The sequence below is a fragment of the Streptomyces caeni genome (assembly GCF_042678285.1).
Lineage (GTDB): Bacteria > Actinomycetota > Actinomycetes > Streptomycetales > Streptomycetaceae > Streptomyces > Streptomyces caeni.
Window position 1 is genome coordinate 137,899 of record NZ_JBHUDX010000084.1, and the last position, 20,450, is coordinate 158,348.

Consider the following 20,450-nt stretch of genomic DNA (forward strand, 5'->3'; position numbering starts at 1 on the left):
GGGCTCAGACCTGCGCCGTCCGCTCCCTCAGCAGTGACCTGATCGGGTGCCACAGTTCCTGGGACAGCTCCTGGGCCGCCGCCTCGGGGGCCGTGCGCCATACCAGGCCGTCGGGGTGGTGCAGGACCGCCGTGATCTCGTCGGGGGTCGGCGGAGCCGCGTTCCCGCGCAGGTAGACCGCGCGCAGTCCCAGGTTGCGCAGACGGGTCAGCGCCCTGGCGCGGTTCTGGGCCAGGACCAGCACGCGGACCGAACCGCTGCCCGAGCCCGGGCTGGGCAGGTTCAGCGCCACCACCACGCTGCCGTTCGGTAGCTTGCAGAAACCTCCTGCGGCCATGTGTGTCACACCCCCGTGAGACCCGATGTCAATAAGAGAGCCACAGGACGCACCTAAACACGATCGGCCGCGACCCGCCAGAGGGGTGCGGCCGATCATGCTCTGACCTGCGCAGATGCTGTTCACTTTGTGAGCGGTTCCACTCCCGCCATGATCGCCGGGCCCTTGGGCGGACCTTTGTCGATCTTGTTGTGCGCCATGGTGTCAGTGGCGGCCGCCCTCGTGCCTCACGGCGACGGCAGCACCGCCACCGTCAGCACACTGCCGCCCTTCGACTGCCGCAGGAGCCTGATCCTGGTGTGGGTGTCCGGCACCTTCACCCCCGAGTACGGGGTCGCGGTCGAGTAGTAGGTGCCCTTGTGGTCGTCGAAGACCGGGACGCCCTTCCGGCTCTTGATCTTCACGGCCGCACCGCTGGTGTGCAGCGTGATCGCGTCCGTCGGCTCCAGGGTGAAGGTGGAGTCGAACGTCTGGATGCGGCTGCGCATGTACGTCCCGTCCGCCCATTTCAGCGGCTTCGCATGGGCGTCGACCGGCAGGATCAGGCCCACGCCCGGGTGCTCGCTGACGTTGTTGTCGACCTGGGAGGTGTCCCACAGCCAGATCAGCAGGCCGTTCTGGTACGGGAAGTGCTCGACCCGGTTCGGCTCGGTGTTCAGGAAGCCGAAGTTGTACGGGCCGGTCTTCAGGGTCTTGTCGTACGACACGTACTGGCGGTTCTCCGCGATGTAGTACTGCGGGTAGTCGTCGCTGAAGGAAGCGCCCTTGACGGTGAAGCCGTCCGCCGTCCACTCGCCCGCGCCGTTCTCGGCGCCGTCGCTGAACAGGGTGGAGCCGTCCGCCGTGACGGTGATGTCGTCCGCGGCGAAGCCCTTCTGCGCGACACCGGTGTCGGTGGCGTAGCGGAAGCGCAGCTTGATCGCCTTGCCGGCATAGGCGTCGAGGGGGTAGACGAGGTCGGCGTACGCGTCGACGGTGCCGGTCAGCACGGGCTGGTCGCTGGCGTCACGCGGGATGGCGGCGCCGTTCACCGTGCCGTCGATCGGGGTCCAGCTGGTGCCGCCGTCGGTCGAGACCTCGGTGTAGAGGAAGTCGTAGTCGGCCTCGATGTCGTAGTAGCCCTTGAGGGACAGCGTGGCCGACGACGTGCCGGTCAGATCGACATCACGGGTCAGCGTGTTGTTGAGCCCGTTGCCGCTGCCGCTCCACCACTGGTACGAGCCGCTGGCCGGGGTGACCAGGTCGGTGGTGACGGTCTTCTCCGGCAGTGTGACGATCAGCGCCTGCGGGTTCTTGGTGTTGTACTCCGAGTACCCGACCCTGGTCAGCGACCTGGTGCCCGACGCGACGGTCCGGTAGTTCAGCCAGCCCAGCTGCAGCTTGTCCCAGGCGGTCAGGTCGCCGGGGGTGTCGCCGATGCTGTCCTTGCCGGTGCCGAGCCAGGAGCCGGAGGACATCAGGTCCCAGAAACCGGTGGAGTTCTCGGCCTGGCCGGTCGTGTCGTAGTTGTCCGGCAGGCCGAGGTCGTGGCCGTACTCGTGGGCGAAGACGCCGAGTCCGCCGTTCTCCGGCTGGATGGTGTAGTCGCCGACCCAGACGCCGGTGTCACCGATCTGGGTGCCGCCGAGCTGGTTGCCGTCGGGGCCGGTCCGGCCGGCGTCGGTGCCGTAGGCGTACCAGCGGTGGGCCCAGATCGCGTCCTCGCCCTGCGCGCCGCCGCCCGCGGACTCGTCCTCGCCGGCGTGCACGATCTGGAAGTGGTCGATGTAGCCGTCGGGCTCGTTGAAGTCGCCGTCGCCGTCGTAGTCGTAGCGGTCCCACTGGTCGTACTGGGCGACCTTGGCCTTGATCTGCGCGTCGGTGTCCCCGGCGGCCTTGCGCTGGGTGACCCACTTGGCCAGGGCTTCACTGACCAGGTTCCACACACATGTGTCGCACTGGTTGGTGCCGTACCGGGCCTCGTTGTAGTCGACCTTGACCCAGTCCTGGACCTCGCCGTCGACCGAGTAGCGGCCCGAGGACGCCTTCTCGTAGTACTGCTTGAGGGACGTCTTCTTCTTGTCCGCGGAGAAGTAGAGGTCCTGGTAGTGCTGCCGGTCGTAGTCCGCCTGCCAGGCTGTGCTGTTGTCGGTGGTGCGGTCCGGCTGGGCTATCTGGTTGTGCTCGGGGCCGGCGGTGCCGCCGTACTCCGACGTCTTGGTGCCGAACTCCGCGAGGATGGTGAAGATCTTGTCGGTCCGCTCGCGGGCGAGTTCGACGTACTTGCCGCTGCCGAGCCGCACCACCTTGGAGGCGCCGCGGTCCGCCACCGCGGCCTTGCCGGATATGACGCGGTTGAGGGCCTCCTCCCGCTGGGCCTCCTGAGTCTTGCTCAGCGGTCCGTCGAAGTCGTGCTCCCGGCTCTTCACCGGCTGCGGATCGTGCCGGTTCACGGCAGCCGCCGAGGTGCTCGGCCCGGGTCGGGCCGCGGCGGTCGCCGACAGGCCGGCGGTGGCCGCCGCGAACGCGACGAAGGTCGCGGCCGCTCTGAACGTCCAGGGTCTACTGGTCACTTGATGTCCTCCCCGACGCGTCCGGTCTCGCGCGGAAGAGGGAGTCCTGGTCTTGGAAGGCCCGCGCGCCGGTGTACGCGTGTGTCAAGTGACGACATTTGACCGGAGTTTTAAGAGAAAAGACAGACCTTGACTTGAACAGGTCAAATGCATTAATGGAACTGGACGTTCGCTATACGAACGGCATAATCGCCTGTCAACCGGCGCGTGCACGTGTCCAGTTGGTGGACCGCATGACTCCGTGCGCCCCCTGTGCACCTGTACCGTGGGTTAGGTCACGCTTACCGGGCGTTCCGCTCGGGCATGCAGGCGAATAGAGTCGGTAGGTGAAGCGTCGGGATGGCGACGGATTGCCCTGTCGACACCGTTGTCGCCCCACGATTCGCAGCTCGGCCGCATATGCCCCAACAGAACACCGTAGTTGTCCGCATCCTCCCCCATCGCGAGAGGCACCGGGGGGAGACCCCCACCCCGAGGAATCGCCATGCCTCGTCCGACTGCCGCACAGCTCGCCTACGGTTCCTGCACCGTGATCTTCTCCACCCTCGCCATGCTGCTGCTGTCACAGACGAGTTCGGGGCTGGGGATCGCCGTGATCGCCCTTGCGGCGCTCGCGCTCGGACTGCTCGTCGCCGTTACGGTCCCCCTGCCGAGGTCCGCGTCGGCCGCCGCCGGGCGGCTCGCCGCACAGCAGCGGACCCCGGCCGGACGGCCGACGGCCTCGATGCGGTCCGCCGCACCCGCCGAGTCCGTACACGAGCCGGCGAACCCCTGAACCGGGCGTGCACACGCAGCACTTCGCGGCCCCCGCACAACTCCAGACCGAGCACAGAACCGGCGGGCCCGTGATCCACGGGCCCGCCGGTTCGTCCGTGCGCACCGCTGCACTCCCCCGCCGCTCTCAGACCGTGCTGACCTCCACCGTCTTGGCCGCCTTGTCGTGCAGACCCTGCTTGTAGGGCTTGTCGAAGAAACTCCAGCCGCCGCAGATCGCGGTCCAGACGCAGGCGCAGCAGAACGCGAACGGGAGCCACAGCACCGCCGCGCGGATCAGCGCGGTCTGCACGGACGGGGTGGAGCCGTCTACGAGGTTGGCCACCCGCATGTTCAACAGTCTCTTGCCGAACGTCTGACCAGACCTGGCGATCATGACGGTGTCGTAGGCGATGTAGAGCACGGCGGCGATCACGGACTGGCCCACGGACTTGCTGTACTCGATCCGGTTGGTGTCGACGTTGTACTGGGTGGTGCGGAACGCCCAGGACAGCAGCCAGACGACCACCCCGACGATGACCATGTCGATGATCCGCGCGAGCACGCGCTTGCCGCTGTCGGCGAGCGGGGGCATACCCGCGAGCGGGTCCGTGCCGTTGTACGGGCCTCCGCCGCCGTAGGGGCCTGCACCGCCGTACGGACCTCCTCCGTGCGGACCGGTGCTCCCGTTGCTCCCGTAGGGCGGGGGCGTGCCGTAGGGGCCGCCCTGGGGCGGCGGGGGCGTGCCCTGGGGGCCGCCCCCGGAGGGCGGGGGCTGCTGCTTCCTGAAGCGATCGTCGTCCGGGGAGTCGGCGGAGCCTGGCGGCGGCGGTTCGGTGCTCATGGCCCGAGTCGACCGCGAACCCTCCGGCTCCGCATCCCTACAGGTCCGTCCGGGTCAGCCCGCCACGAAGGTGTGCGCCGCCTTGTCGTGCCAGCACTGGTGCCAGGGGCGGTCGAACAGGCACCACAGAACGCCGACGACGCCCACCACCAGCAGGCCCGGGACACTGTAGGCCAGCCAGCGGCGCACGGCCGCGCCGAAGGCCGGCGGCTCGTGGCCCTCGATGTCCCGCACCTCCAGGCCGCACACCTTCTTGCCCAGGGTGCGTCCCCACCGGGCCGTGGGCAGCGCCTCGTACAGGACGCCGAAGCCGAGGAGCACCGCGACCACGGCGGCGAGGTAGACCGAGGTCGTGCCGTCGAGGAGCCACACCGTGACGGTCTGCCCGGACAGCTCGGCCGCGTCGATCTTGGCGTGGACATGGTCGATAGCCTTGGTGGCCAGTGGTACCGCGGCCACGCCCGTGACCGCCGCCAGGACCAGGGTGTCCAGCAGCCGGGCCGCCAGCCGCCTGCCGAGACCTGCGGGGCGGGCCGCCGCCTGCGCCCGTGCGGCCGCCTGGAAGACGTCCTCGACCGGCGGCTTCCACGGTGCGACGGGCCCCTCACCGTCGGTGCCCGAACTCGCGAGCCGGTGCACCTGCTGCGCCCAGGAGGGCTGGCCTCCGCCCGGACCCGCCGTCATGGGCGTACCGGCGCCCGCTGCGGGCTGCCAGGGGCCCGCGGCCGGGGGCTGCTGCGCGTGGGAACCGGCCGGCTGCTGCGGCGGCAGGCCCACCCCGGGGGGCTGCGCCGGCGGTGCCGACGGCTGCGGCTGCGGTGGGGCGGCCGGCCGCGGGGCGGGAGCGGGGGCCTCGGGACCCAGGCCCAGGGCCTGGCGGGCCGCGGCCTGAGGGCTCGTGGGGCGCGGCGCGGCGGGCCGGCCCGAACCGGAATCGGCCGCCTCCGTGCTTCCGCCCTGCTCCCCCGTGCGCGGGGAGAGCGCACGGAACGTCGCGGTGCCCTCGGAGGGCGTGGGACCCCCGGTGCCGAAGGTGCCCGGGCCCGCGGCTGCGTCGCCGTCGCCACGCTTGGGCCGGCGGAACACCACCGTGCCGTCGGGGGCCGGGGAGGAGCCGGAGTCGTTCCCGGGGGCGGAGCCGGATCCGGCCGGCGGGACCGCCGCGGTGCCGTCCGCACGGCCGGCGACGCCGTCGGGCCGGGCCGCGAGCGGAAGCCGCGGGTCGGCGCCCGTGGGGCCGCCCCACGACATCCGGCGGTCCTGGTCACTGCCGAAGCCCGACTGCCGGGAGCTGTCGGCGCCCCAGGCCGAGGCGGGCTCCGGGCGGCTGCCGCGCTGGGCGTCGACGGGGCTCGTCACACGGGGCCCTTCGACCGGGTCCTCGTCGAAGAAGTGCGGTCCGGTCTCCTCCACCGAGGGCCGCGCCGGGCCCGCGCCGGGCGGCGGGGACAACGACTCGCCGTCGGTGGGCGCCGGACGGCTGGTGCCCGGCACCCAGGCTGCGCCGTTCCAGTACCGGACATATCCAGGAATGGACGGATCCGGGTAATACCCCTCGCGGGGCCTGTCGTCACCGGGTGCCGGGGTTGGGGCGCTCATGTCCGTCGTCCCGTATCTTCTCGCGGGGTCATTGGGGCCTCCACATCTATCAGACGGGGGCATGCGCCACGTCCGCTCCGCCCGGACCCGCCCCTTTCCGGGCGACACCGCGCACGCCCTTCACATTCCTGGACCCCGCCGCGAAAGAAATCCACCGAAAGGACGTCCGCGGGCCGCGCCACCGCAGCGGTGGCGCGGGACCGGGGTCAGAAGAGCTTGCCCGGGTTGAGGATGCCCAGCGGGTCGAAGACCTGCTTGACCGCCCGCTGCATCTCCATGCCGACCGGGCCGATCTCGCGCGCCAGCCACTCCTTCTTCAGGACGCCCACGCCGTGCTCGCCGGTGATCGTGCCGCCGAGTTCCAGGCCGAGGCCCATGATCTCGTCGAAGGACTCACGGGCGCGGCGGGACTCGTCGGGGTCCTGGGCGTCGAAGCAGACGGTCGGGTGCGTGTTGCCGTCGCCCGCATGCGCGCAGACCCCGATGGTGAGCCGGTACTTCTCGGCGATCCGCTCGATCCCTTCGAGCAGGTCGCCGAGCCGGGAGCGGGGCACGCACACGTCGTCGATCATCGTCGTGCCCTTGACGGCCTCCAGCGCGGTGAGCGCCAGCCGCCGTGCCTGCAGGAGCAGTTCGGACTCCGCCGCGTCGTCCGCCGGGACCACCTGAGTGGCGCCGGCGGCCTCGCACAGGGCGCCGACGGCGGCGAGGTCGGCGGCCGGGTCAGGGGTGTCGAAGGCGGCGAGCAGCAGGGCCTCCGTGCTCTCCGGGAGGCCCATGTGCGCCAGGTCGTTGACGGCCTTGACGGTCGTACGGTCCATCAGTTCGAGCAGGGACGGGATGTGCCCTCCCGCCATGATCCGGCACACGGCGTCGCAGGCGGCGGCCGCGGAGGAGAACTCGGCGGCCAGCACCAGCTGCTGGGGCGGCTGCGGTTTCAGGGCGAGGGTGGCGCCCACGACGATGCCGAGCGAGCCCTCGGAGCCGACGAAGAGCCGGGTGAGGTCGTACCCGGCGACGCCCTTGGCCGTACGGCGGCCGGTGGACATCAGACGCCCGTCGGCGAGCACCACGTCGAGACCGAGGACGTACTCGGCCGTCACCCCGTACTTCACACAGCACAGGCCGCCGGAGGCCGTGCCGATGTTGCCGCCGATCGTGCACATCTCCCAGCTGGAGGGGTCCGGCGGGTAGTAGAGGCCGTGTTCGCCCACCGCGCGGGAGAGCGTGGCGTTGACGACGCCCGGCTCGACGACCGCGATGCGGTCGACCGGACTGATCTCCAGGATGCGGTCCATCTTCGTCAGCGACAGCACGATGCAGCCGTCGGAGGCGTTGGCCGCGCCCGACAGTCCGGTGCGGGCGCCCTGCGGGACGACCGGGACGCGTAGCTCGGTGGCGGTCCGCATGACGTGCTGGACCTGCTCGACGGTACGCGGCAGCACCACCACGGCCGGGGTGCCGGCCGCGCAGAAGCTGGCCATGTCGTTGGCGTAGGAGGCCATGACGTCGGGATCGGCCAGGACGGCCCCGGCGGGCAGGCCGGTCCGCAGGCGGTCGACGAGGCTGCCGGTGGCCTCGTCGCGCGGGGCTTCGATACGGCTCATGATCACAGAGTCGCACCCGGAGGCGGCGGTGTGAACCCGTCTGCGCGAGGAGCACGCACGAGACGGCCCCACGGGGCATGGTCCGTGGGGCCGCTCGGGGAGAGGGCGCCGGCGCGCGACGGCCGGCGCTACAGGTTGCCCCGCTTGGCCTGCTCCCGCTCGATCGCCTCGAAGAGGGCCTTGAAGTTGCCCTTGCCGAAGCCCATGGAGCCGTGGCGCTCGATGATCTCGAAGAAGACCGTGGGGCGGTCCTGGACCGGCTTGGTGAAGATCTGCAGCAGATAGCCGTCCTCGTCGCGGTCGGCGAGGATCTTCAGCTCGCGAAGGGTCTCGACGGGGACGCGGGTGTCGCCGACCCAGTCGCCGAGGGTGTCGTAGTACGAGTCCGGAGTGTCGAGGAACTCGACTCCGGCGGCGCGCATCGTACGTACCGTCCGCACGATGTCGTTCGTGTTGAGCGCGACGTGCTGGACGCCCGGGCCGCCGTAGAACTCCAGGTACTCGTCGATCTGGGACTTCTTCTTGGCGATGGCGGGCTCGTTGATCGGGAACTTGACCTTGAGCGTCCCGTCGGCGACGACCTTGGACATCAGGGCGCTGTACTCGGTCGCGATGTCGTCGCCCACGAACTCCTTCATGTTCGTGAAGCCCATGACCCGGTTGTAGAAACCGACCCACTCGTTCATCCGGCCGAGTTCGACGTTGCCGACGCAGTGGTCGATCGCCTGGAAGGTGCGGTGCTCGGGGGGCTCGACGATCGGGTCGGCGGCGCCGAAGCCGGGCAGGTACGGGCCGTCGTAGCCGGTGCGCTCGACGAGGGTGTGGCGGGTCTCGCCGTAGGTGGCGATGGCGGCCAGGACGACGGTGCCGTGCTCGTCCTTCAGCTCGTACGGCTCGGCGACCGAGCGGGCGCCGTGCTCGATGGCGTAGGCGTACGCGGCGCGCGCGTCCGGGACCTCCAGGGCGAGGTCGACGATGCCGTCGCCGTGCTCGGCCACGTGCTGGGCGAGGAAGTGGCCCCAGGTGGTGGCGGGCTTGATGACGGAGGTGACGACGAAACGCGCCGAACCGTTCTCCAGGACGTACGAGGCGGTCTCGCGGTTGCCGTTCTCCGGTCCCGAGTAGGCGACGAGCCGCATGCCGAAGGCGGTGGAGTAGTAGTGCGCGGCCTGTTTGGCGTTGCCCACCGCGAAGACGACCGCGTCCATTCCCTTGACCGGGAAGGGGTCTGCCTCACGCGCCGTGTCAGGGGTGTGGTGTGTGGTCTGCGTCATAGCGGCAGCCTCACCTCTCTCCGCAAGATGCGCAATAGTTTGCGCATGTGCTGGACAATCTGCATAGTGAATAGCCCGAATTGGCGGGCGTTCTGTACATGATGACCATCGAGGAGCGCGGCATGGCGATCGATCATCTGGACGCCCGGCTCATCGTGCTGCTGGCACGGGAGCCCCGGATCGGAGTCCTGGAGATGTCCCGGCGGCTCGGGGTCGCGCGCGGCACCGCCCAGGCGCGTCTGGACCGGCTCCGGTCGAACGGGGTGATCCGCGGGTTCGGGCCGCAGGTGGACCCCGCGGCCCTCGGCTATCCCGTCACGGCGTTCGCGACGCTGGAGATCCGGCAGGGGCAGGGGCCCGACGTCCGGGCCCATCTGGCGGGCGTGCCCGAGGTGCTCGAACTGCACACCACCACCGGCAGCGGGGACATGCTGTGCCGTCTGGTGGCCCGGTCGAACGCGGACCTCCAGCGCGTGATCGACCGGGTCGTCGGCTTCGACGGCATCGTCCGGGCCTCCACGGCGATCGTCATGGAGAACCCCGTTCCGCTGCGGATCATCCCGCTGGTGGAGCAGGCTGCGGAGGACCCGGAGAAGGTCTAGGACGCGCCACGCCGGTTGCCGATGCACCCCGGGACCCGCCTCGCCCCGCAGCGCGCCCGCACCCCCGAACAGCGGGCGCGGGCCGCGGCCCACCGGTTCGCGGCCCGGGCCGGGCCGGGCGGACCCGCAGGCCGCGCACCCGCCTCGGGCGGACCCCCGTCGAGGCAGGCCTGCGGCTCGCCGCCGCCTAGGGGGTGTTTCGAAAGTCCTGTGCGGTGCCCGCGGTGTCCGGTGCGTGCTCTCGGCGTGCCGGACGAAGGCCCTCGTACTGGACGTACTTGAGGTTCCGGCCGGTGCGGCGAGTGGGGGTGCCCCCTGCTCGAAGAGCTTGGGGGAGCGTGCCGGGCGCCGCGGGTGCTGTGCCGGACTTTCGAAACACCCCCTAGCAGCCGGGCACCGGGCCCTTCCCCTTCTCCAGTGCCACCAGCGCGTCGACCGCGCCCTTCAGCGTGGTCACCGGAACCAGCCGCAGCCCCTTCGGCAGTTCCGCCTTCGCGTCGGGGCACTCCGCCTTCGGCACCAGGAAGACCGTCGCACCGTCGCGGCGCGCGGCCTGGGTCTTGAGGGCGACCCCGCCGACCGCGCCGACCCGGCCGGCCGCGTCGATGGTGCCCGTACCGGCGATGGTGCGGCCGCCCGTGAGGTCGCCGCCGCTGCCGTCGCCGTCCAGTTTGTCGATGATCCCGAGGGTGAACAGCAGACCCGCGCTGGGGCCGCCGACGTCCGCGAGCTTCAGCGTGACCTTCACGCGCTTGTCGCTGAGGTCCAGGTACTTCAGTGCCGCCCGGGTCGCCGCGTCCTGGGACTGCCTCATCTGCTCGGCGTTGTACTGCTCGATCTCCTTGACGCTGTTGCCGCTCGGGTAGACCGAGTCGCGCGGCAGCACCGCCCGGTCCGTGCGGAACCAGCCGTCGACCACCTGGCCCAGGGAGACGTCCGCGTCGGGGCCCGTCGCCTCGATCGTCGTCATCCGCAGCTGGCCGGTGGTCGTGCGGGTCGGCGTCCCGCTGATCGTGATCACCGGGGCGCCGTTGTTCTCGCCGAGGACGTCGGCCGTCATGCCGGGCTGCGCCACCGAGAACGGCAGCGGCGCGAACACGGCCGTGGCGAGCAGGGCCACGACGGGCAGGGCGCAGACGGCGACGGCCTGGGAGCGGGAGAGACGAGAGAACACGGGGCCAATCTAACGTGACGGTGGTGTCCGGCAGGGGCCCGGTGGACGACGGGGTACCTGCGGGTCCGGGAGTGCCGTGGAGGACGGTGCGTGCCGTCGCCGCCCCCGGCGCCCGTCCCGTCCGCCGCCACCGCCTAGGGGGTGTTTCGAAAGTCCCGCACGGCACCCACGGCGCCCGGCACGCTCCCCCGGGCTCTTCGAGCAGGGGGCGCCCCCACTCGCCGCACCGGCCGAAACCCCGAGTACGTCCAGTACGAGGGCTTTCGTCCGGCACGCCGAGAGCACGCACCGGACACCGCGGGCACCGCGGGCACCGCACAGGACTTTCGAAACACCCCCTAGCGCAGCGCCTCCGCCACCTCCCGGGCAGCGTCCACCACCCGGGGTCCCACCCTCTCCGGCACCGAATCCGACAGCATGACGACCCCCACGCTGCCCTCCACCCCGGTCACCCCGAGCAGGGGCGCGGCCGCCCCGCTCGCGCCCGCCTCCAGCTCGCCGTGGGTGAGGGTGTACCCGGGCTCGGAGACCGGCTGCTCGCGGGCGGCCAGGATCGCGCGGCCGGCCGCTCCCCGGTCGAGCGGATGCCGGAACCCTGCGCGGTACGCCACGTGGTAGTCGGTCCACGTCGGCTCCACGACCGCGACGGCCAGCGCCTCCGTCCCGTCGACGAGCGTGAGGTGCGCCGTCGCCCCTATGTCCTCGGCGAGCGCCCGCAACGCCGGCAGCGCGGCCTCGCGCACCAACGGGTGGACCTGACGGCCCAGACGCAGCACACCGAGCCCGACCCGGGCGCGGCCGCCCAGGTCGCGGCGTACCAGCGAGTGCTGCTCCAGGGTGGCCAGCAACCGGTACACCACGGTCCGGTTCACGCCCAGTTTGGCGGACAGTTCGGTGACGGTCAGCCCGTGGTCCGTGTCGGCGAGCAGCTTGAGGACTCTGAGGCCCCGGTCGAGCGTCTGAGATGTCTCCGCGGTCACGACGCCCACTCCTTAGTGGTGAGGTCGGCGGCCCCTTCGCGCGGATGCGTCACCGAGTCCCGTCGGCGACGCGTCTCAGAGGCCGCCGATCGGCTGGCGGCCCGGGCGGCCCCCGGACTTGGTCGCTTCACGGCTGCGCTCCGCGGCGGCGCTGCCACGGGGCGTGTGCGTAGCGGGACAGTAGCGAGCCAGTTCGCTCAGCGGAAGGCTCCGTCCAGAATCCGGTCAGTGGACGGACCGCACTCGTCCCCTTTTCGGTGATATGTACGTGAGAAAGCGTGACGGGGCCCGGAAATGCGGCCGGACCGTGACATCCCGCGCCTCCACGGCGGGCCCGTCGACCGGCCACGGGACCGGCCGGCTCCGGGCGCGGGATCAGAAGTCCCGCGCCGGACGCCCGCCCCGGGCATCCGCGGTCGGACGGCCGGGGCGGACATCCGGTGTCACCGCATTCGTGTCGCCCACTCCTGCACCTTGGCGATCCGCTGGCGCAGTTGGCCCGCGGTGCACTCGGCGCTCGGTGGGCCGCCGCAGACGCGGCGCAGTTCGGTGTGGATCACGCCGTGCGGCTTACCGCTCTGGTGGACGTACGCGCCGACCATCGTGTTGAGCTGCTTGCGCAGTTCCAGCAGTTCCTTGTGGGTGACCACGGGCCGCCGGTCGGCGGGCAGTTCCAGCAGGTCGGCCTCGGTGTCCGGCTTCCTGCGGCTGTGCGCGATCTGCCGGGCCTGCCGCTTCTGCAGCAGCAGCTGCACCTGCTCGGGTTCGAGCAGGCCCGGGATGCCGAGGTAGTCCTGCTCCTCCTCGCTGCCGGGGTGGGCCTGCATACCGAACTCGGCGCCGTTGTACATGACCCGGTCGAAGACGGCATCGGACTCCAGCGCCTCGAACGGCAGCATGTCCTGCTCGCCGGTGTCCTCGTCCTGCTGCCTCTCGGCCTCCTGGAGGAGCTTGTCCTCCTCGGCGTACGGGTCCTCCTCGCCGTCCTTCTTCGGCTTGTCGAGCACGTGGTCGCGCTCGACCTCCATCTCGTTGGCGAAGGTCAGCAGGTCGGGGATGGTGGGCAGGAAGACGGAGGCGGTCTCGCCGCGGCGCCGGGAGCGTACGAAGCGGCCGACGGCCTGGGCGAAGAAAAGCGGGGTGGAGATGGTGGTCGCGTACACCCCGACGGCCAGCCGGGGCACGTCGACGCCCTCGGACACCATGCGCACGGCCACCATCCAGCGGTCCTCGTTGCCGCTGAACTCGTCGATGCGGTCCGAGGCGCCGGCGTCGTCCGACAGCACGAGGGTCGCCCGGTGGCCGGTGATGTCACGGATGAGTTTCGCGTAGGCGCGGGCCGACTCCTGGTCCGAGGCGATGACGAGGGCGCCGGCGTCGGGGACGGCCTTGCGGACCTCGGTGAGCCGCTGGTCGGCCGCGCGCAGCACGCTGGGCATCCAGTCGCCGCGCGGATCGAGGGCGGTGCGCCACGCCTGGCTGACGGCGTCCTTGGTCATGGGCTCGCCGAGCCGGGCGGCGATCTCGTCGCCCGCCTTGGTGCGCCAGCGCATATTGCCGCTGTAGGAGAGGAAGATGACCGGCCGCACGACGCCGTCGGCGAGGGCGGACCCGTATCCGTACGTGTAGTCGGCGGCGGACCGCCGGATCCCGTCGGTGCCCTCCTCGTACGCCACGAACGGGATGGGGTTGGTGTCGGACCTGAACGGCGTGCCGGTGAGGGCGAGTCGGCGGGTGGCGGGCTCGAACGCCTCCAGGCACGCCTCGCCCCAGGACTTGGAGTCGCCCGCGTGGTGGATCTCGTCGAGGATGACGAGGGTCTTGCGCTGCTCGACGCGGTTGCGGTGCAGCATGGGCCGGACGCCGACGCCCGCGTAGGTGACGGCCACACCGTGGTACTCCCTGCCGAGCGGCCCCGCGCTGTACCCGGGGTCGAGCCGGATCCCGATCCGCTCGGCGGCCTCCGCCCACTGCTTCTTCAGATGCTCGGTCGGCGCGACGACCGTCACCTGCTGCACGACATGGTGGTGCAGCAGCCACGACGCGAGCGTCAGCGCGAAGGTGGTCTTGCCGGCGCCGGGCGTGGCGACGGCGAGGAAGTCACGGGGCTGCTCCTGGATGTACTTCTCCATGGCCCCGTGCTGCCAGGCGCGCAGCTTGCCGGCGGTGCCCCAGGGGGCGCGGCCGGGGAAGGCGGGAGAGAGGTGGTGCGAGTGCGAGGAGCCGCTGGGAGCGTGGGCGGGCCGGGAGGGCCCCCCGTTGAGGGCGGCGGCGGATGACGGGCGGGTGGTAGTCACGGTCTCCGTGGGGTGGTGGTCGGGCCGCTCGGCTGGGTATGACAACCGGGCCACCCTACCGGGGTCCTCACCCGCCGCTCGGGCCGACGGTGCCGCATCCGGCCACGGTGCGACAGGCGTCACAGACACCGGAGCGGGCCGCGTGTCACCGCTCCCGCAGCCGGGTCGTCACCCACGCGCCCACCAGCGCCACCGCCGCCATCGGCAGGAACACGGCGGCGAAGGCGGCCGGATGGGAGCCGTCGGCGGCCGCCCCGGTGGCCGTACGGGCGACCCTGCCGCCGCCGAGCGCGGCGAACGCGGCGCCGCCCGCCGCGAGCAGCAGGACGTTGGAGAGGGCGTCGGAGATCTGCAGGGCGGCCGAGTTGGCGCCCGCCTCCTCGGGGGCCGACAGACGCAGCAGCAGGACGCCGGTCGAGGAGATCACCAGGCCCATGCCGAAGCAGCCGAAGCCCCAGGCGACGGCGACGGTCCACACCGGCACCGCGTAAATCAGCACGCTCGGCGCCGTGGCGACGGCGGCAGCGACAGTGAGCATGCCCAGCGTCATCATCCGTTCCCGGTACGGCGCCAGGCGCGGCCTCGACTGCACGTACGATCCCAGCGCCCAGGTCCCGCCGCCCGCCGCGAGCGAGAACCCGGCGAGCGTCGGCGACAGTCCCCGCTCGGTGACGAGCATGAGCGGCACGAAGCTCTCCGCGGTGAGGAAGGCGCCGGCCGCCACTCCGCGCAGCAGCACCACGGACGGCAGTCCGCGCGCCGCCCGGTAGGTGCCGCGGGGCAGCAGCCCGAGCACCGCCGGGACCAGGAGCACGGCGCCCGCCACGCCGGGAGCCAGCGAGACCCAGCGCAGGTCCTGGGCGGCGTACTGGAGCAGGCCCGCGCCCACGGCGATGCCGAGCGCCAGCCGGATGCGGCGGACGTCGAAGGAGCCCGGGACGGCCTGCGGGGCGGGGCCTCCCGCCCGGCGCCGGATCTGCGGCACCGCGAGGGCCAGCGGGAAGACCACGAACACGGGGACGCCGATGAACACCCAGCGCCAGCCCAGGTGTTCGGTCACCGCGCCCGATGCCAGCGGGCCGACCACGGACGGGATCACCCAGCCAGCGGCGAACGCCGCCATGATGGCCGGCCGCAGCCGCTCCGGGTAGGCCCGGCCCACGACCACGTACAACGCCACGATCACCAGCCCGCCGCCCAGGCCCTGCACGGCCCGCCCCAGGATGAACGGCCACATCGCCCCGGCCGTCCCGGACAGCAGCAGCCCGGCTGCGAAGGCGGCGATGCCGCAGGTGAGCGAGGCGAGCGGGCCACTGCGATCCGACCACTGCCCCGCGAGCACCATGCCGAGCAGGCTGGTGGTGAAGTACCCGGAGAACGCGAAGGCGTACAGGGACACCCCGTCCAGCTCCCGCGCCGCGACCGGCATGGCCGTGCCGACCGCGGTCGCCTCGAAGGCGATGACCAGGACGACGGAGACGACACCGACGCTCAGCGCCCGGTACGGCCGGCTCAGTACGCCGGTGCCGTCTCCGGTGACGTCACCGGAGACGGCGGGAGAGGCGTGGGGGACGCCGGTGTCGCGGGGTTCCAGGGCTGCCATGCAGGTCAGCGTAAGGGGATAGGACGGTGTTGACTCCTGGCCGCGGACGGTAACCGGCTGGGACTTTTGTCGTACGACCCGCCTTTTCGAACGCCGTACGGCAGTCCCGTTGCAGTGCCGCGCCTCCCTGACCGCCTCCCGCGGCCCGTCCTGCGGTCGGTGCGTCGGTTCGATTCCCGATTCCCGTCACGGTCTCGACGCGCCGTGTCGCGGCCGGCCGCCGGCGAGCGGACGGCCGTGGCCGGTCATGCGCCCTCGCCGTGCCCCCTCACGCCTGCGGTCCGCCGTTCGCCTCGTCCTCGAAGACCTCCCGCCAGTAGCGCCAGCCGTCGTCCCACGAGGCCGTCGGGGTCCGGTCGCAGGCGATCGGATCGACGGCGGCGAGGGTCTCGACCATCGTGGCGGCCAGTTCCTCGTACGCCTCCGTGAGGCCGTGGTCCTCGGCCAGCGCCTGCTCCCGGTGCACCAGCCAGACCGTGAACGCCAGGGTGGAGATGTCCGCGTTGAGCGGGCGCAGGACCTCCTCGGGCTCGCTCCAGTGCAGGACCGCCCCGGTGGCGCCGTCGACGACCAGGCTGCTGTCCTCCAGCAGACATCCGAGCCGTATCAGCCGGTCCGCGCTCTCGGGGAGGCCGGCCTTCGCGCCCGGGTCGTCCGCGTGGTACTCGGCCAGGGGCGCCAGGGGGACGTCCGTGTCCAGCGTGTACCAGAAGCCGTCCTCCGGCAGGCCCACCTCGCGCAGGAAGCGGCGGGTCGGCTCGTGCGTGAGCGCGCAGGGGAAGTCGACGTCCTCGAAGTGCATGACCGCACCGCTGCCGAAGTCGTCGTCCAGCAGCCCCGGCGGCAGGTCGAGCCTGAGGTCCGCGCCGGGGCGCGCTATCCGGGCCAGGGGGCGGATCAGCGTGGCCATCCGCCAGTACGCCGCCAGGCCGTCCTCCCCGGCGATCGCGGCGAACGCCGACGGGAGCCGCTCGGACGTCTCCGCCACCGCCTCGGCTCCGTACCCGGCGGACGCGAACCGGCCGCGGGACGCGGCCAGTTCCTCCGTCACGGCCGCGAACCGCAGCAGCGCGCCCAGGGAGGGGGCGAGCGGTGAGCGGCCCAGCAGACCGGGATCGCGCGGGAAGACGCAGGTCGTGGAGATCCTGCCCGTGGCGCCGTCCAGCAGGAGGGACGCCAGATCCTGGTCGAGGCTGCGCACGGCCCCTATGACCAGCTGGTCGCGCAGCTCCTCGGCGAGCTGCTCCGCATCGTCGACGAGCTCGGCCACCCGGCGCAGCAGGGGCCGCCCGCCCAGCGCCCCGGAGCCCACCAGGGAGCTGACGGACGGGAGTCCGGGCCCCGCCAGCAGGTGTCGCGTCTCCTCGTGTGTCACATGGAGGTCCAGATCCGCCTCGGTGAGTGCGATCACGTCGGCGGCGTCGATCGTGCCCATTGCTCCCCCGTGTGTCTCGTCCTCCGTGCGTCTCCCGACAGGAGACACCCCGTCGTCGGTCGAACGGCTCTTCCCAACGCCGAGAACGATACGCGGCACCACTGACAACGCCGGACGCGCACGCGGTTCGCGCGGCCACGCCCCGGGAGTCCCCCCGGGTCAGCTGAAGTACACGCCGCCCAGGACGACGACCAACGCGGCCAGCACGAAGACCAGCAGACCCAGCATCAGTCTGCCCAGGCTGGGAGCCGGTTCGTAGCGGGGCTCGTCCTCCGCCGCATCGGACTGTGGGCTCCGGTCCTCCGTCGTGCCGTCTCCGCCCTTCACCGGGTCACCACCGCCGCCTGCGGCCGGATCGGCAGCCGGTTGACCGGGCGGCCCGTCGCCGCGCGGACCGCGGACGCGATCGCCGCCGGGGACGTCACCACGGGCACCGCGCTGACCGCCTTCGCCCCGAAGGGCGCGACCACGTCCCGTTCCTCGACCAGCTTGACGATGTGGATGCCGGGAGCGTCCAGGGCGGTCGGGAGGGAGTAGCCCGTCAGGTCGGGGTGGCGGATCAGACCGCGCGCGGTGCGCAGGTTCTCGGTGAGCGCGATGCCCACGCCCTGGGTGAGACCGGCCTCCAGGCGAGCGGCGAGCTGCGCCGGGTTCAGCACCCGGCCCACGTCCTGGGCCAGCGCCAGCTCCACGACCCGTACCGCGCCGATCTCGACGTCCACGTCCACCACGGCGCGGACCGCGCAGAACGCGAGGCCCACGAAGGCGTCGCCCTGGCCCGTCTCGTCCAGCGGCTCCGTGGGGTGCGGGCGGCACTGCGCCGTGGCCCACAGCTCCTTGCCGTCCATGGCCTCGGTCACCGTGGTCGACAGCACGCCGTCGTACGAGGTGATCTTGCCGTCGGTGATCTGGAGCAGCTCCGTGGACATGCCGAACTTGTGCGCAAGGGGCTGCAGCAACTGCGTGCGGACCATCTTCGCCGCCCGTTCCACCGCGCCGCCCGACACCCAGGTGTGGCGGCCCCGGCAGCCCGCGCCCGCGGGCGGCTGGTCCGTGTCGACCGGTGCCACGCGCACCTCGTCGATGCCCAGCGTCTCCTGGACGATCTGCCGGGCCAGCGTGGTGAAGCCCTGACCGGTCTCGACGGCCGCGCACAGCACGGTCGCCACGCCGTCCTGCACCTTCACCGTCGCCGTGGAGACCTCGTCCGCACCCTCCGCGCCGAGCATGTGCACCATGCCGAGGCCGTAGCCGACGCCGCGCCGCACCGCGCCGGGTTCGCCCGCGCCCTCGGGGCCGCCGGGCAGCAGCCACTCCTCCTCGGGGGTGTCCTTGGGCAGCGGGGGCAGCGGGTGGTCCCGTACCGCCTGGAGCAGTTCGGCCACCGGGGCCGGGCAGGTCACCGTCTGGCCCGTCGGCAGCACGTCGCCCGTCGCCATGACGTTGCGCAGGCGCAGCTCGGCCGGGTCCAGGCCCAGCTTCTTGGCGAGCTTGTCCATCTGGGCCTCGTACGCCGCGCACACCTGCATCGCGCCCTCGCCGCGCACATGGCCCGACGGCGGGTTGTTGGTGCGCACGGCCCAGCCCTCGATGAAGGCGTTGGGGACGACGTAGGGGCCGCAGGCGAAGGAGACGGCGGCGGCGAGGGCGTCGGAGGAGGTGTCCGCGTAGGGGCCCGCGTCCAGCAGGATCTGCGCCTCGACCTTCACCAGCCTGCCGTCGGCGTCCGCGTGGTGGCGGTACCGCAGCAGGGTGGGATGGCGGTGCACGTGCCCCAGGAAGGAGTCCTCGCGCGTCGCGGTCAGTTTCACCGGGCAGCCGGTCTTCAGAGCGAGCAGCCCGAGCGGCAGCTGGAAGCCCTGGTCCTCGCGGTCGGCGGTGGCGCCGGGCACCCCGGTGACCACGACCTTCACCTGCTCGGGTGGCAGGCCGTAGACGGCGGCGGTGCGGTCGCGGTCGGTGTGCGGATCGGTGGAGGCGACGTACAGCTCGACCCCGCCGTCGGGCCGGGGCACGGCCAGCCCGGCCTCCGCGCCGATGGGAGCCGGGTCCTGGCGGCCGATGCGGTACAGGCCCTCGACGACGACCTCTCCGGCGGCGGCCGGATCGCCGTGGCGCAGCGGGATGTGCCGGATGAGGTTCCCGTCGGGGTGCAGGGGTTCCGCCTCGAACGCCTGCTCGGGGTCGGTCACCGGGTCGAGCACCTCGTACTCGACGATGACGGCGGCGGCGGCCAGACGCGCGGTGTCGGGGTGGTCGGCGGCGACGGCCGCGATGGGCTCCCCGTGGTGGCGCACGACCTCGGAGGCGAACACAGGGCGGTCGGCCGTGCCGCGGCCGTGCAGCGCGCCGGGGGGCAGGTCCTCGTGGGTGACCACGGCGCGGACACCGGGCATCTCGCGCGCGTGGCCGGTGTCGATGGAGAGGATGCGCGCGTGCGGGTGCGGGGACCGCAGCACGGCCGCCCACAGCAGGCCTTCGGCCCACAGGTCGGCCGCGTACGGGAACGTGCCCTCGGACTTGGCCCGGGTGTCGGAGGACGGCAGGGAGGCGCCGAGGCCGTGCGGCAGCGGCTCGGGGCCCGGTGCGGCCGCCGGGGTGGTCGCGGTGGCGGCTTCGTTGCTCACGCCTGGCCTCCGTCCTGGCCGTACGGGTGCTCGTTCGGGGCTGTGTTGTCGAACGCGGAGGCGTGGACACCGCCCGCCCCCGGGCCCGCCTGGTGCGGGATGCGGGCCTCTTCGCCCTCCGGCGCCTCGGCCTCGACGTGCGCCTCCCGCTCGGCGACGACCTCCTGGACGGCCTCCAGGACCCCGCGGTAGCCGGAGCAGCGGCACAGGTTGCCGCACAGCGCCTGCCGGGCCTCCAGTTGCGTGGGGGCCGGGTTGCCCTCCAGGAGGTCGTGCACGGTCATCGCCATGCCGGGCACGCAGAAGCCGCACTGGACGGCACCGCACCGGGCGAGCGCCCGCTGCACGTCCGAGGGCTGTCCGTCGACGGCGAGGCCCTCGACAGTGCGCACCTCGCTGCCCGCGGCGGTGGCGGCGGGCACCAGGCAGGAGGCGACGAGCCGTCCGTCGACCTGGACGTTGCAGGCGCCGCACTCTCCCTGCGAGCAGCCGTCCTTGGCACCGGCGAGACCGAGCCGCTCGCGCAGCACGTACAGCAGCGACTCGCCGATCCACGCGTCCGTGACGGGCCGGTCGGCGCCGTTCACCCGCAGGACGTACGACGTCAGGGGGTGCTCGTCGTGTGCGGGCGCGGGCTCCTGCCCGGAGTCCTGTTCGGGAGCCGGCTCCTGCGGGTCGGCGGCCCGCGGCGACGGCTCGGGCCCGGCGGAGGGCGCGGGGTCCGCGGCCGTGCCGGGGTCCGCGGCCGTGCCGGGGTCCGCGGCCG

At 72.3% G+C, this 20,450-nt stretch carries 16 protein-coding genes; 2 read left to right on the plus strand and 14 right to left on the minus strand.

The window, feature by feature from the left end; genetic code table 11:
• Window positions 1-4 precede the first annotated feature (4 nt).
• Both ACFSL4_RS28250 and ACFSL4_RS28255 read right to left on the minus strand, forming a co-directional pair.
• On the minus strand, window positions 5-337 hold the full coding sequence (locus tag ACFSL4_RS28250; RefSeq protein ID WP_381088782.1) for a hypothetical protein: 333 nt from the start codon (window positions 335-337) through the stop codon (window positions 5-7).
• Window positions 338-564: 227 nt separating this feature from the next.
• Window positions 565-2,889, minus strand: coding sequence for an immune inhibitor A domain-containing protein (locus ACFSL4_RS28255; RefSeq protein WP_381088784.1), 2,325 nt, complete (start codon window positions 2,887-2,889; stop codon window positions 565-567).
• A 484-nt stretch (window positions 2,890-3,373) separates the two neighbouring features.
• On the opposite strand from ACFSL4_RS28255, the gene ACFSL4_RS28260 reads away from it, so the two are divergent.
• Complete coding sequence (locus ACFSL4_RS28260; protein WP_381088787.1) at window positions 3,374-3,664, plus strand: hypothetical protein; 291 nt, start codon at window positions 3,374-3,376, stop codon at window positions 3,662-3,664.
• 126 nt (window positions 3,665-3,790) lie between these two features.
• Here ACFSL4_RS28260 and ACFSL4_RS28265 read toward each other — a convergent pair whose 3' ends face one another.
• From ACFSL4_RS28265 to hppD, 4 genes are all read right to left on the minus strand, one after another.
• Window positions 3,791-4,486 carry an RDD family protein gene (locus ACFSL4_RS28265; protein ID WP_381088790.1) on the minus strand — a complete coding sequence of 232 codons (696 nt, stop codon included), beginning with the start codon at window positions 4,484-4,486 and terminating at the stop codon, window positions 3,791-3,793.
• A 54-nt stretch (window positions 4,487-4,540) separates the two neighbouring features.
• Window positions 4,541-6,085, minus strand: a complete 1,545-nt coding sequence (locus ACFSL4_RS28270; protein WP_381088793.1) for an RDD family protein — start codon at window positions 6,083-6,085, stop codon at window positions 4,541-4,543.
• 206 nt (window positions 6,086-6,291) lie between these two features.
• Window positions 6,292-7,698, minus strand: coding sequence for an FAD-binding oxidoreductase (locus tag ACFSL4_RS28275; RefSeq protein WP_381088796.1), 1,407 nt, complete (start codon window positions 7,696-7,698; stop codon window positions 6,292-6,294).
• A gap of 122 nt (window positions 7,699-7,820) precedes the next feature.
• Window positions 7,821-8,966, minus strand: coding sequence for a 4-hydroxyphenylpyruvate dioxygenase (gene hppD, locus ACFSL4_RS28280; RefSeq protein WP_381088799.1), 1,146 nt, complete (start codon window positions 8,964-8,966; stop codon window positions 7,821-7,823).
• Between the two features lie 122 nt (window positions 8,967-9,088).
• Here hppD and ACFSL4_RS28285 point away from each other — a divergent pair, with 122 nt between their 5' ends.
• Window positions 9,089-9,568, plus strand: coding sequence for an Lrp/AsnC family transcriptional regulator (locus ACFSL4_RS28285; protein ID WP_381088801.1), 480 nt, complete (start codon window positions 9,089-9,091; stop codon window positions 9,566-9,568).
• 382 nt (window positions 9,569-9,950) lie between these two features.
• Here ACFSL4_RS28285 and ACFSL4_RS28290 read toward each other — a convergent pair whose 3' ends face one another.
• The 8 genes from ACFSL4_RS28290 to ACFSL4_RS28325 form a co-directional block, all read right to left on the minus strand.
• Window positions 9,951-10,742, minus strand: coding sequence for a S16 family serine protease (locus ACFSL4_RS28290; RefSeq protein WP_381088804.1), 792 nt, complete (start codon window positions 10,740-10,742; stop codon window positions 9,951-9,953).
• Between the two features lie 338 nt (window positions 10,743-11,080).
• The gene (locus tag ACFSL4_RS28295) at window positions 11,081-11,722 is read right to left on the minus strand and encodes an IclR family transcriptional regulator (RefSeq protein WP_381088807.1); all 642 of its coding nucleotides are present in this window, start codon (window positions 11,720-11,722) and stop codon (window positions 11,081-11,083) included.
• Between the two features lie 443 nt (window positions 11,723-12,165).
• Window positions 12,166-14,019, minus strand: a complete 1,854-nt coding sequence (locus ACFSL4_RS28300; RefSeq protein ID WP_381088809.1) for a DEAD/DEAH box helicase — start codon at window positions 14,017-14,019, stop codon at window positions 12,166-12,168.
• 145 nt (window positions 14,020-14,164) lie between these two features.
• Window positions 14,165-15,622 carry an MFS transporter gene (locus ACFSL4_RS28305; RefSeq protein WP_381088812.1) on the minus strand — a complete coding sequence of 486 codons (1,458 nt, stop codon included), beginning with the start codon at window positions 15,620-15,622 and terminating at the stop codon, window positions 14,165-14,167.
• A 268-nt stretch (window positions 15,623-15,890) separates the two neighbouring features.
• Window positions 15,891-17,057 carry an SUKH-4 family immunity protein gene (locus ACFSL4_RS28310; RefSeq protein ID WP_381088815.1) on the minus strand — a complete coding sequence of 389 codons (1,167 nt, stop codon included), beginning with the start codon at window positions 17,055-17,057 and terminating at the stop codon, window positions 15,891-15,893.
• Between the two features lie 159 nt (window positions 17,058-17,216).
• The gene (locus ACFSL4_RS28315) at window positions 17,217-17,384 is read right to left on the minus strand and encodes a hypothetical protein (RefSeq protein WP_381088818.1); all 168 of its coding nucleotides are present in this window, start codon (window positions 17,382-17,384) and stop codon (window positions 17,217-17,219) included.
• On the minus strand, window positions 17,381-19,684 hold the full coding sequence (locus ACFSL4_RS28320) for a xanthine dehydrogenase family protein molybdopterin-binding subunit (protein WP_381088821.1): 2,304 nt from the start codon (window positions 19,682-19,684) through the stop codon (window positions 17,381-17,383). Before ACFSL4_RS28320 ends, ACFSL4_RS28315 begins: the two co-directional genes overlap by 4 nt.
• Window positions 19,681-20,450: (2Fe-2S)-binding protein (locus ACFSL4_RS28325; RefSeq protein ID WP_381088824.1), on the minus strand; the 770-nt coding region annotated here is incomplete at its 5' end. The genes ACFSL4_RS28320 and ACFSL4_RS28325, both read right to left, overlap by 4 nt.